Source organism: Mesorhizobium sp. M7A.F.Ca.US.007.01.2.1 (assembly GCF_003998165.1).
GTDB classification, from domain to species: Bacteria; Pseudomonadota; Alphaproteobacteria; order Rhizobiales; family Rhizobiaceae; genus Mesorhizobium; species Mesorhizobium ciceri.
Map to the genome: position 1 here is coordinate 1 of NZ_RZQP01000198.1, position 11,848 is coordinate 11,848.

General features: G+C 63.8%; 11 protein-coding genes. 8 read left to right on the plus strand and 3 right to left on the minus strand.

What is annotated here, in order from left to right:
* Both secG and tpiA read right to left on the minus strand, forming a co-directional pair.
* Positions 1 to 384, minus strand: a 384-nt coding sequence (secG, locus tag EN949_RS26840; protein ID WP_127371829.1) for a preprotein translocase subunit SecG, incomplete at its 3' end; no start/stop codon positions are given.
* 170 nt (positions 385 to 554) lie between these two features.
* Entirely contained in the window at positions 555 to 1,322 is a 768-nt protein-coding gene (tpiA, locus tag EN949_RS26845; RefSeq protein ID WP_013531736.1) for a triose-phosphate isomerase, read from the minus strand.
* A gap of 145 nt (positions 1,323 to 1,467) precedes the next feature.
* On the opposite strand from tpiA, the gene EN949_RS26850 reads away from it, so the two are divergent.
* From EN949_RS26850 to glp, 5 genes are read left to right on the plus strand one after another with little or no spacing between them, the layout of a single operon-like run.
* A complete protein-coding gene (locus EN949_RS26850; protein WP_063167979.1) occupies positions 1,468 to 3,360 on the plus strand; it encodes a SurA N-terminal domain-containing protein in 1,893 nt (630 codons plus the stop codon).
* Complete coding sequence (gene trpD / locus EN949_RS26855) at positions 3,357 to 4,367, plus strand: anthranilate phosphoribosyltransferase (protein WP_063167978.1); 1,011 nt, start codon at positions 3,357 to 3,359, stop codon at positions 4,365 to 4,367. Before EN949_RS26850 ends, trpD begins: the two co-directional genes overlap by 4 nt.
* Positions 4,368 to 4,370: 3 nt before the next feature.
* A complete protein-coding gene (trpC, locus tag EN949_RS26860; RefSeq protein WP_063167977.1) occupies positions 4,371 to 5,183 on the plus strand; it encodes an indole-3-glycerol phosphate synthase TrpC in 813 nt (270 codons plus the stop codon).
* 2 nt (positions 5,184 to 5,185) lie between these two features.
* Entirely contained in the window at positions 5,186 to 5,668 is a 483-nt protein-coding gene (gene moaC, locus EN949_RS26865) for a cyclic pyranopterin monophosphate synthase MoaC (protein ID WP_013531740.1), read from the plus strand.
* Positions 5,668 to 6,873, plus strand: coding sequence for a gephyrin-like molybdotransferase Glp (gene glp, locus EN949_RS26870; RefSeq protein WP_063167976.1), 1,206 nt, complete (start codon positions 5,668 to 5,670; stop codon positions 6,871 to 6,873). The genes moaC and glp overlap by 1 nt, the downstream gene beginning before the upstream one ends.
* Positions 6,874 to 6,921: 48 nt before the next feature.
* Here the strand turns inward: glp and EN949_RS26875 are convergent, their stop codons facing one another.
* Positions 6,922 to 7,752, minus strand: a complete 831-nt coding sequence (locus EN949_RS26875; RefSeq protein WP_063167975.1) for an alpha/beta hydrolase — start codon at positions 7,750 to 7,752, stop codon at positions 6,922 to 6,924.
* 313 nt (positions 7,753 to 8,065) lie between these two features.
* Between EN949_RS26875 and EN949_RS26880 the strand changes: the two genes are divergently transcribed.
* The 3 genes from EN949_RS26880 to kynU all read left to right on the plus strand — a co-directional run.
* Positions 8,066 to 9,691 carry an AMP-binding protein gene (locus EN949_RS26880; RefSeq protein WP_063167974.1) on the plus strand — a complete coding sequence of 542 codons (1,626 nt, stop codon included), beginning with the start codon at positions 8,066 to 8,068 and terminating at the stop codon, positions 9,689 to 9,691.
* Complete coding sequence (gene kynA, locus EN949_RS26885) at positions 9,688 to 10,524, plus strand: tryptophan 2,3-dioxygenase (RefSeq protein WP_013531744.1); 837 nt, start codon at positions 9,688 to 9,690, stop codon at positions 10,522 to 10,524. The genes EN949_RS26880 and kynA overlap by 4 nt, the downstream gene beginning before the upstream one ends.
* A 78-nt stretch (positions 10,525 to 10,602) precedes the next feature.
* On the plus strand, positions 10,603 to 11,848 hold a 1,246-nt coding region (gene kynU / locus EN949_RS26890; protein WP_024503342.1), incomplete at its 3' end, for a kynureninase.

The window sequence follows — 11,848 nt, forward strand, 5'->3', positions numbered from 1 at the left end:
GGCCGGGGCAGTCGCAGGAGCCGAAGCATCGTTGCCGGAAGGCGGCGTCGGCGTGGTGGTGCCCGCGGGCGCCGGAGTTGTGGTTCCAGGCAACTGGTTGAGCACGCCTTTGCCGGCGCCGTCCGAGGTCGCCGGCACGCGGTCCAGGATATCGATCGGCTTTTCGCCGTAGCGGGCGACGATCGACAGGGTCAAGGAGGTGGCGAAGAAGGCAGCCGCCAGGATCGCCGTCGCACGCGTCAGCGCATTGGCCGCACCACGCGCGGTCATGAAGCCGGACCCGCCACCGATGCCGAGGCCACCGCCTTCGGAACGCTGCAGCAGCACCACGCCGACAAGGGCGAGCACGACCATGAGATGGATGACGATCAGTACGGTTTCCATAGTTTATCCTGGCAAGGCCTTGCCCGGCCGCGGACACGACCGGTGAATTGGAGGCGGCTCAATACAATGCTTTGACGGCATTTCCAAGCCCGTGGCCGGAATATGGGAAGCAACCCGTCCTTTGCAACGATTTCGTGCACCGGAAGCCCTGTCCGGCAGGGAAAATGTCTTCAAGCAATATTGCGATAGGCCTCGGCGATGCCGAGAAAGTCCGCCGCTTTCAGGCTGGCGCCGCCAACCAGCGCGCCGTCGACATTCCTGACGCCGAGCAGTTCGACCGCGTTGGAGGGCTTGACCGAGCCGCCATAGAGAATGCGCACCTTCGCCGCGACGCCGCCGAGCTTTTCCGATAGCTTTTCGCGGATATGTGCGTGTGCCGCAGCGACGTCGGCCGCTGTCGGCGTCAGGCCGGTGCCGATCGCCCATACCGGCTCATAGGCAATGATGGTGTTGGACGGGGTGGCGCTTGGCGGGACTGAGCCCTCGACCTGCCGCGACAGCACGTCCAGCGTGGCGCCCGCTTCACGCTGCTCATGCGTTTCGCCGACGCAAATGATGGCAACAAGCCCGGCACGCCACGCGGCGGATGCCTTGGCCTGGACAGTGGCGTCATCCTCGCCGCGTTGCTCGCGGCATTCGGAATGGCCGACGATGACATGGCTCGCACCGGCATCCCTGAGCATTTCCGCCGAGATGCAGCCGGTGTAGGCGCCGCTCTCCTTGGTGTGGCAATCTTCGCCGCCGGCATGCACCGGCGTGCGCGACAGGATCTCGGCGGCGTGGGCAAGCAGGGTTGCGGGAACGCAAACCAGCGCTTCGGTCTCCGCGTCAAGCCCACTCATGAAGCCGTTGCCGATCATCCTGAGCTCGTTGAGGGAGGCGCTGGTGCCGTTCATTTTCCAGTTGCCGGCGACGAGCGGGCGAATTCCTGGCGTCATGGGTTTGCTTCTCCGGATGATATCGGGGCTCTGGCCCTCACTACCAAAATCAGGCCACAAAGCAATCGACAGTGGGCCGGAAGGGCGCTATTGCGCTTGTTTCAGACTCGGCGCATGCGAAAATGCGCATAAATCGGAAGTAAAAATGCTTGGTATATTGAGAAGCGCGGCAGGCACCTGGGTCGCGAAGGGGCTGTTGGTGCTGCTGGTGCTCAGCTTTTTGGTCTGGGGCGTTTCCGGACGGCTGATGGGCGGTTTGGCCGGCCATGATTCGGTGATAACCGCTGGCGGCACCAAAGTGTCGATCAACGAATACCGTCTCGCCTATGATCGCCAGCTCGCCGTCATGTCGCAGCAGTTCGGCCAACGTCTCAGCCACGAACAGGCAAAGGCGCTCGGTGTCGATAACCAGGTGCTGGCGCAGCTCGTCTCGGGTGCCGTTCTCGATGAACAGGCCCGCAAGCTGGGCCTCGGACTTTCCAAAGACCGGCTGGCCGAGCTGACACGCGAAGACCCGGCCTTCAAAGGCCCGGGCGGCCAGTTCGATCGCAGAACGTTCGAATATATGCTGCAGCAGATTGGCATGCGACCCGAGGACTATTTGAAGAACCGTGCTCAGGTGGCGGTGCGCCAGCAGATTGTCGAGGCGGTCTCGGACGGCCTCAAGGCTCCGGACACTTTCTTCAAGGCAGTTGCGCTCTATCGCGGCGAAGACCGCACCATCGACTATTTGACGCTGCCCAAGGCACTCGTCGAGCCGATCGTGGCGCCATCCGATAGCGTGCTTTCGGCCTATTTCGAAGCCAACAAGAAGACATATGCGGCACCCGAATACCGCAAATTCTCCTATGTCCGCCTCGAGCCGGTCGACATCATGGATCCGACCGCCGTCACCGACCAACAGGTCAGCGACGATTACAACAAGAACAAGGCGCGTTACACCACGCCGGAATTGCGTACCATCGAGCAGCTCGTGTTCAAGACGCCGGATGCGGCCAAGGCCGCGTTCGATTCGCTCAAGGCAGGCGCCACTTTCGACAAGCTGGTCACGGCGGAAGGCAAGACCCCAGCCGACACGTTGCTCGGCACGCTTGCCAAGGACAAGATCGCCGACAAGGCGGTCGCCGACGCCGCCTTCGCGCTTAACGCCAATGAAGTCAGCCAGGTCGTGCAGGGCGCCTTCGGTCCGGTGCTGCTGCGTGTCACCGAGATCAAGCCCGAGGTGGTGAAGCCGCTGGCCGAGGTGTCCGACCAGATCCGCAAGGATCTGGCGCTGGGCGAGGCAAGCCGCATCCTTCTGGACGTGCGCGACAATTACGATGACACCCGCGCCGCCGGCAGTTCGCTGGCCGACGCTGCGGCCAAGCTGAAGCTGAAGGTCGTCACCATCGACGCCATCGATCGCAGTGGACTGCGGCCAGATGCAAGCATCGTCAAGGACCTGCCGCAATCGCCGGAGCTGATCAAAGCGGTCTTCGACGCCGAACCCAACACGGAAAACGATGCCTTGACCACAGCCGACAACGGCTTCGTCTTCTATGAGGTGGCGTCCATCACGCCGGCTCGCGACCGCACGCTGGATGAGGTTCGTCAGAAAGTCGTGGCCGACTGGACGGCGGCGGAAACAAGCAAGCGGCTCGCCGCCAAGGCTGACGAGCTGGAAAAGCGGCTCAAGGCCGGCGCAACGCTCGATGTCATTGCCAGCGAACTGAAGCTGGAAAAGCAGACCAAGCGCGGTGTGAAGCGCGAGGCTGACGACGTCGATTTCGGCAAGGAAGGTGCCGCAGCGATGTTCGGAGTCGGCGAAGGCGGTACCGGCCTGATCCCCTCGCCTACCGGCGACGGAGAGATCCTGTACAAGGTCGCCGAAGTGTTCGAGCCCGCCGGGGCCGATGCCAGCTCGGTGCCGGATGACGCACAGAAATCCTTCACCTCCGGCATGTCGGACGACCTGCTCGACCAATTGGTGGCGCAGTTGCAGACGCAGTACGACGTTCGCGTCGACCAGGCCGCCGTCGCCCAAGCCTCGACAAGATGAGCGCGCTGAAAACCCATATCGCCAAGATCGCGACCGGTAGCGCGCTTTCCTTCGAGGAAGCGCGCGAGGCCTTCGACATCATCATGTCGGGTGATGCGACCCCCGGCCAGATCGGCGGTTTCCTGATGGCGCTGCGCGTGCGAGGCGAGACGGTGAGCGAGATTTCCGGCGCCGTCGCCACCATGCGGGCCAAGATGCTGCAAGTCGACGCGCCGGACGGCGCCATCGATATCGTCGGCACCGGCGGGGACAATTCCCACAGCGTCAATATTTCCACGGGATCGGCCTTTGTCATCGCCGGCAGTGGTGTGCCGGTTGCCAAGCACGGCAATCGTGGCCTGTCCTCGCTGACAGGAGCCGCCGACGTGCTGGTTGCGCTCGGCGTCAAGATCGACATCTCGCCCGAATTCATCGGCCGCTGCATCCACGAGGCTGGCATTGGTTTCATGTTCGCGCCCGCGCACCATCCAGCGATGAAACATGTCGGTCCGACCCGCGTCGAACTCGGCACCCGCACCATCTTCAACCTGCTCGGGCCGCTCTCCAATCCAGCTGGCGTCAAGCGGCAGCTGGTCGGTGTGTTCCTGCCGGAATGGATCCTGCCGGTTGCCGAGACGCTGAAGGCACTGGGTGCGGAGCATGCCTGGGTTGCTCATGGCGACGGCTATGACGAGATCACCACCACCGGCGAGACGCAGGTCGCCGAACTGATCGGCGGCGAGATCCGCAGCTTCACCCTGACGCCTGAAGCGGTCGGGTTGCCGCGCCACAGCAGGGACGAACTGCGTGGCGGCGATGCGGACTACAATGCCAAAGCCTTGCGCGATATGCTGGGCGGCGCTGCCGGCGCCTATCGCGACACCGTGCTGATGAATGCCGGCGCCGGCCTGGTGGTGGCGGGCAAGGCGACGACGCTTGCCGACGGCATCGCGCTCGCCGCGCAAGCCATCAACAGCGGCCGGGCCCTGCAAGTGCTCGACAGGCTGGTCGAGATTTCGAACGGGTAAAACGTGTCTGACATTCTTCGCAAGATCGAGGCCTACAAGCGCGACGAGATCGCGGCGGCAAAGGCACGTGTGCCGCTGGCCGAAATCAAGGCGCGAGCCAAGGACGCCGACGCACCGCGCGGCTTTCTTGCCGCACTCGAAGCAAAGCGCAAATCCGGCGCCTTTGCGCTGATCGCCGAGATCAAGAAGGCAAGCCCGTCCAAGGGGCTGATCCGCGCCGATTTCGATCCGCCGGCGCTGGCGCAGGCCTATGCCAAGGGTGGCGCTGCCTGTCTTTCGGTGCTGACCGACGCACCGTCCTTCCAGGGCGCGCCGGAATTTCTCACCCGGGCGCGAGCCGCCGTCGCGCTGCCGGCGCTGCGCAAGGATTTCCTGTTCGATCCCTATCAGGTCTACGAAGCCCGCGCCTGGGGCGCGGATGCCATCCTGATCATCATGGCCAGCGTCGACGACGCCCTGGCGAGCGAGCTTGAGGCAACGGCATTCGAACTCGGCATGGATGCGCTGATCGAGGTGCATGATGAGGCCGAGACGTTGCGCGCGCTAAAACTGTCGTCGCGGCTGATCGGTATCAACAACCGTAATCTGCGCACATTCGAGACCAGCCTCGACACTTCAGTGCGGCTGGCGAAGATGGTTCCGGCCGACCGCTTGCTGGTCAGCGAGAGCGGTATTTTCTCGCATGACGACTGCCTCAGGCTGCAAAAGAGCGACATCGGCACTTTTCTTGTCGGCGAGAGCCTGATGCGGCAACAGGACGTCACCACCGCGACGCGCTTGCTTCTGACAGGCAAGGCTTTGGCCGAGGCTATCTGACGATGGTATCAGGCCTGACCCATCTCGGCGCGCAGGGCGAGGCCAACATGGTCGATGTCGGCGACAAGGAAGAAACAACGCGCACGGCGATCGCCGAAGGCTTTGTCGCGATGCAGCCCGAGACGCTGAAGATGATCCTCGCCGGCAACGCCAAGAAGGGCGACGTGCTCGGCACCGCGCGCATCGCCGGCATCATGGCGGCGAAGAAGACGCATGATCTGATCCCGCTCTGCCATCCGCTGCTGCTGACCAAAGTTTCCGTCGACATCGAGCCCGACCATGCATTGCCGGGCCTGAAGGTCACCGCGCTGGCGCGCGTCACCGGCAAGACGGGCGTCGAGATGGAGGCGCTGACGGCCGCTTCGGTAGCCTGCCTGACCATCTACGACATGGCCAAAGCAGTAGACCGCGCCATGGTCATCACCGGCATCCGCCTGGTCGAAAAGACCGGCGGCAAGTCGGGTGACTACAAGGCGAGTTCCTGATGGCGCTGGTTCCTATCGCGGAGGCGCTTGAGCGCCTGCTCGATGGTGCGGCACCTCTAGCCGGCGAAAGCGTTCCTCTGTTCGAGGCGGTGGATCGTGTTCTGGCGGAACCGGTCGTGGCACTCCGTACCCAGCCACCTTTCAACGCTTCCGCCATGGATGGCTATGCCGCTCGAGCCGCCGACGTGGCGTCGGTACCATCCAGGCTGTCGGTGATCGGCATGGCGCCGGCCGGACGTGGTTTTGCCGGTAGGATCGGCAAGGCACAAGCGGTGCGCATCTTCACCGGCGCGCCGCTGCCCGAAGGCGCCGACACCATCGTCATCCAGGAGAATGTCCGCGACCTCGGCGGCGGCGAAATCGAAGTGACCGAGCCGACGGCGCAATGGCGCAATATCCGTCGCATCGGGCTCGATTTTTCAACAGGCGACATGCTGCTCGAAAGAGGCCGTTTGCTCGACCCGGCGGCACTGTCGCTGGCAGCATCGGCCAACCATCCCCAGGTCAAGGTGGTAAGACGACCGCTGGTCGCCATCATCGCCACCGGCGACGAATTGCTGCCGCCGGGCAGTAATCTCGGCCCGGACCAGATCATCTCGTCCAATGCCTATGGCGTCGCTGCCACCGCACACTCGGTCGGCGCCCGCGCGCTCGATCTCGGCATTGCCGCCGATCGCAAGGAGGCCATCGCCGAACTGGTGCAAAAAGCGGTGGCGGCCGGTGCGGATGTCATCGTGACGCTTGGTGGCGCCTCGGTCGGCGATCACGACCTGATCCACGACGTGCTGACCGGCGAAGGCATGACGCTCGGCTTCTGGAAGATTGCCATGCGCCCCGGCAAGCCGCTGATGTTCGGCCGCCTCGGCGATATCAGGTGCATCGGCCTGCCCGGCAACCCGGTGGCAAGCCTGGTCTGCTCGCAACTGTTCCTGAAGCCGCTGCTGGCGCGGCTCGGTGGCCGCAACCATCGCCAGGACATTCGCCCAGCGCGACTGGGTACCGCAATGCCGGCCAATGATTTGCGCCAGGACTATGTCCGAGCCGTGGTCAGGGAAGATGACGGCGCGCTGGTGGCGACGCCGTTCGGCATTCAGGATTCCTCGATGCTGAGAATGCTGGCCGACGCCAACGGGCTGATCGTGCGGGCGCCGTTTGCCCCTGCAGCAGCCGCGGGCGAGGCTTGCAGCGTTTTGATGCTGCGCTGAGGAATTCCAGGCAAGCCGTTCATAACAGACGAGAAAGTGATCTCGGCTCTAGCTCGAGATCAAGCTCTGTGTCAGCGGATGCGCCGGATCGGCAAGGCCGTCGACAATGTCGTAGTGATGCCGGTCGGGCTCGACCACGGTGCTGGTGGTGGCGCCAAGGCCGGTCCAGATGTTGGCAAGCAACGCATTCTGGCGCAGGAACTCGGCGCGCTCACCGCCGCCGGCCCAGCAGGTGATGCGGGCGCCATCCATCGGGCGCAGCAGGGCTGGGCTTTCAGCCAGCGCCTCCTCTTCGTCGATTGCCAGGTCCTTGTTCATGCCGGTGCGCATGAGCGGACGCAAATCGTGTAGACCTGAAATCGAAACGACATGGCGTATGCGCCGCGCCACATCCGGCGCCAGAGGCGTGGTTGTCGTCACCATCCGGGTGGCGAGATGGCCGCCGGCCGAATGTCCGGTCAGCATCAGCGGTCCGTCAACCATTGCCGCTGCCTTGCCAATCGCCGCCCCGACCTCCCGGACGATGCCTGCGATGCGTATGTCCGGGCACAGCGTGTAGGAGGGCATCGCAACGGCGAAGCCGCTGCCGACCGCGCCATTGGCGAGATGCGACCACAAGCTCTTGTCGGTCTCCAGCCAGTAACCACCATGGATAATCACCACCAGTCCTTTGGGCGCGGCCTTGGGAAGGAAAAGATCGAGCCGATTGCGCGGCCTGTCGCCGTAGGCGATGTCGAGCCGTGCCCGGCTCTCTGCCGAGAGCGCATCGCGGAATGCTGCCGCTGGCTCGGACCAGGCGGCTGGCCAACGGTCGCTGCCGGCAATGTTCGCGCCGTTGGCATAGGCATCATCCCAATCGACGATGTGACGTTCGAACATCTGCGCCCTCCCCCAAAACGGCATCGCTGTTGCGCTAGCAATGGCCAGCGCCACGCCATGCGTCAATGCTCCAGGGCAAAAACATTTTAGGCTTGAAACAAATTTCGACTGGTGCGATCCTGCCCGCACGAACAGCCGACAATGGGAGGTCTGCTGTGCTGCCCTCACCTGCAGATGTTCACCCTTTCGGCGCGCATCTCCGAGCAGGCGTGATGGGCAGCACGAAGCCTCCTCAGAGCAGGACCTTAGGATCCACCACATCCAGCCAAGGCGCATTGCGCACTGGCCAGGCAGCAGACGGGAGAGCGGCGACATGCTTGGGCCTTCAGCGCATATCGACACGTTCACGCGCGATCACCTGCCGCCGCCGGAGCAATGGCCCGATATACTGCTCGACGGCTTCGACTATCCCGAACGCCTCAACGCCGGTGTCGAACTGACCGACCGGCTGGTCGAGAAGGGCCTCGGCGACCGCACAGCCCTGATCGGCAATGGCCGCCGCCGCACCTACAAGGAACTGTCCGACTGGACGAACAGGCTCGCCCACGCGCTGGTCGAGAATTATGGCGTCGAGCCCGGCAACCGGGTGCTGATCCGCTCGGCCAACAACCCCGCCATGGTCGCCTGCTGGCTGGCTGCCACCAAGGTCGGCGCCGTGGTCGTCAACACCATGCCTATGCTGCGCGCCGGCGAACTGGCCAAGATCGTCGACAAGGCGGAAATCACCGTCGCGCTCTGCGACACCAGGCTGATGGACGAGATGACCGCCTGCGCCAAGGACAGCACCTTCCTCAAACAGGTCATAGGCTTCGACGGCACCGCCAACCATGATGCCGAGCTCGATCGTGCCGCTCTCGACAAGCCGGTGACATTCACCGCCGTCAACACCGGCCGCGACGATGTCGCGCTGCTCGGCTTCACCTCGGGCACGACAGGCGTGCCGAAGGCGACGATGCATTTCCACCGCGACCTCCTGATCATCGCCGACGCCTATGCCCGCGAAATCCTGGAGGTGACGCCGGACGACATCTTCGTCGGCTCGCCGCCGCTGGCTTTCACTTTCGGCCTTGGCGGGCTCGCTATCTTTCCCCTGCGCTTCGGTGCGGCGGCGACGCTGCTGGAGCAGGCGACGCCACCCAACATGATCCACATCATCGAGACCTACAAAGCCACGATCTCCTTCACCGCGCCGACTGCCTACCGCGCCATGCTGAAGGCCATGGATGAAGGTGCCGATTTGTCTTCGCTGCGGGTTGCCGTTTCAGCCGGCGAAACCTTGCCCGCTCCGGTTTTCGAAGAGTGGACGCAAAAGACCGGCAAGCCGATCCTCGACGGCATCGGCGCCACCGAAATGCTGCACATCTTCATCTCCAACCGCTTTGGCGACATGAAGCCCGCGTCGACCGGCAAGCCGGTCGGCGGCTACGAGGCGCGCATCGTCGACGACGAGATGCGCGAAGTACCGCGCGGCGCGACCGGCAGGCTGGCGGTGCGCGGCCCGACCGGCTGCCGCTACATGGCCGATATCAGGCAGAAGGACTACGTGCGCGACGGCTGGAACATCACCGGCGACACCTTCACGCAGGACGAGGACGGCTTCTTCCATTTCGCCGCGCGCTCCGACGATATGATCGTCAGCGCCGGCTACAACATTGCCGGCCCCGAGGTCGAGGCCGCACTTCTGTCACATCCCGACGTCGCCGAATGCGCGGTGATCGGCGCCGAGGACGCCGAGCGCGGCCAGATCGTCGAGGCGCATGTCGTGCTGGTGCAGGGCGTGGCGCCTGACGCATTGACGACCAAGCGCCTGCAGGACCATGTCAAGGCGACGATCGCGCCCTACAAATACCCGCGATCGGTGAAATTCATTGCTGCTTTGCCCAAGACCCAGACCGGCAAGATCCAGCGCTTCCGGCTGCGCACGGAGAAAGTCAATTGAGCGAGCCCTACGATCCGGCGTCCGAAGGCGCACAGATGTCGTTCAACGAGCGCATGTCGTACAGCGACTATCTGCACCTGGAGAAAGTGCTGGAGGCGCAGACACCGCTCTCGTCGGCGCATGACGAGATGCTGTTCATCATCCAGCACCAGACCTCGGAACTGTGGATGAAGCTCGCTTTGCACGAGATTGGCGCCGCGATCCGCTCGATCCGCGCCGACCGGCTTGAGCCGAGCTTCAAGATGCTGTCGCGAGTCGCGCGCATCTTCGAGCAGCTGAACAATGCCTGGGATGTGCTGCGGACGATGACGCCCAGCGAATACACCGAGTTTCGCGACGCGCTCGGCCAGTCCTCGGGTTTCCAGTCCTGGCAGTATCGCGCCATCGAGTTCATGGCCGGCAACCGCAACCTGGCCATGCTCGGCCCTCACAAGCATCGGCCTGACCTCAGCGGAAAGCTGGAAGCCATTCTGGCCGAGCCGTCGCTCTATGACGAAGCGCTGCTGCTTTTGGCGCGCAACGGATTCGACATCGGTGCCGATGCCAGGCGCACGGACTGGCGTGAGACGCGAACCGAGAATGAAGAGGTCCTGGTCGCCTGGCAGACTATCTACCGCGATCCGCAGCGCTACTGGATGTTCTACGAACTGGCCGAGAAGCTGGTCGACTTCGAGGATTATTTCCGCCGCTGGCGCTTCAACCACGTCACCACGGTGGAGCGCATCATCGGTCTGAAGCGCGGCACCGGCGGCACGTCGGGCGCTTCGTATCTGAAGAAAATGCTCGAGGTCGTGCTGTTTCCGGAGCTGTGGACGGTCCGCACCCGGCTCTGACATCATCGAAATGAGAACAGGCTCACCGAAGGGACGCTCTGTGGCGGAAACCCCTTCGCGAACAACCGGGGACTGACCATGAGTGGAATTCCTGATCTCGCCGCAGTCGAAGCGATGGATGCCACGGATCCGCTGCGGGCCATGCGCGACCGTTTCATTCTGCCGGAGGGGGTGATCTATCTCGACGGCAATTCACTGGGGGCAGCATCTCATGCCGTTTTCGGCGAGCTGCAGCAGGCGGCGACGCAGGAATGGGCCCGAGATCTTATCCGAGCCTGGAACACGGCCGGATGGTTCGAGATGCCGATCGAACTCGGCGACCAACTCGGACGCCTGATAGGAGCCGCGGCCGGCCAGACCGTTGTCTGCGACACGACATCGACCAACATCTACAAGGTGCTGCACGCAGCGATGGAGATGCGGCCCGGCCGGTCAGCCATCGTCGCCGAAGGTGACAGTTTTCCCACCGACCTGTACATCGCCGAAGGCGTGGCCTCGACCCGGGATGGCGTCCTGCTGCGCCTCGCGGGCGTCGACGCGCCGACCATCGAAGATCTGATCGACGAAAACGTCGCGGTGGTGCTGGTCAACCACGTCAATTACAAATCGGGTGAACTGCGCGACATGGCGGCGCTGACGCGCAGGGCTCATACGGCCGGAGCGCTGATCGTCTGGGATCTCTGCCACACCGCCGGCGCCCTGCCCGTCGAGCTCGATCAGGCAAATGCCGATTTCGCTGTCGGCTGCACGTACAAGTACCTCAACGGCGGTCCGGGCGCGCCGGCCTTCATCTATGCCGCGCAGCGCCACCACGGCGATATCAGCCAGCCGCTCAGCGGCTGGTGGGGCCATGCGCGGCCCTTTGCCTTCGAACGGGGTTATGTTGCCGGCACCGGCATCCGCCGTTTTCTGTGCGGTACGCAACCGGTCCTGTCGATGCGGGCGCTCAAAGGCGCGCTTGCCATCTGGAGCGACGTCGACATGGCGGCATTGCGAAAGAAGAGCGTCGCGCAGACAGAACTGTTCATCCAGCTCGTCGAAGCCAAGTGCGGCGCCTACGGTCTCACGCTGGAGACCACCCGCGACGCGACCAGGCGCGGCAGCCAGGTGTCGTTCCTTCACGACCACGGCTATCAAATCATGCGGGCGCTGATCGAGCGCGGGGTGATCGGTGACTTCCGCGCACCGTCGACCATCCGTTTCGGCTTCACGCCGCTCTATGTCAGCTACAAGGATGTGTGGCTGGCGGTTGAGGTTCTGGAAGACATTCTGCGCACGGGAGCATGGAAGGACCAGCGTTTCGCCGTCAAGGAAGCCGTTACCT